At 44.9% G+C, this 597-nt stretch carries 1 protein-coding gene; it reads left to right on the forward strand.

What is annotated here, in order from left to right:
• Positions 1–597: two-component system response regulator (locus R8O10_RS26275; protein WP_318192104.1), on the forward strand; the 597-nt coding region annotated here is incomplete at both ends.

Consider the following 597-nt stretch of genomic DNA (forward strand, 5'->3'; position numbering starts at 1 on the left):
ATCTTATTGGTCGACGATAGCAAAACGGTATTGCTTTACATGACCTCCGCATTGCAAAAGCAAGGGTACGAAGTCATCGCTGTGGAGGACGGTGAGTCTGCACTTGAAGTCCTGACGCACCGAAAAGATATTCAGTTTGTTCTCAGTGACCTGATGATGCCTGGGCTCAGTGGTATTGATTTGTGTCGTGTACTCAAATCTGCGGCGTTTGAGCGGTATATCTTTTTTGTCCTACTTTCTTCACGCAATGATCAGGGCTCGATTGTTAAAGGCATTGACGCTGGCGCGGATGATTTCGTAGATAAAAAAACATCGGTAGAAGAGCTTCAAGCACGCATACGAGCAGGGTTTCGTACTCTCGATTTGCACAATATGTTACTCACGAGAAATCAAGAATTAGACGTTGCTTACCAAACGATTCGACAAGATCTAGAATCTGCTGGTGATCTCATGAGGCAGCTTTTACCGGTAGAGCTGCAAATCGGAGCGACAAAATTAAGTTATTCCTATCTTCCTTGTTCTCAGCTTGGTGGGGATATGCTCGGTTATGCTGCGCTTGATGAGCAGCATGTGGCGTTTTATGTATTCGATGTTTCT

The sequence above is a fragment of the Vibrio sp. 1727 genome, from assembly GCF_033344415.1.
Taxonomy (GTDB): Bacteria; Pseudomonadota; Gammaproteobacteria; order Enterobacterales; family Vibrionaceae; genus Vibrio; species Vibrio alginolyticus.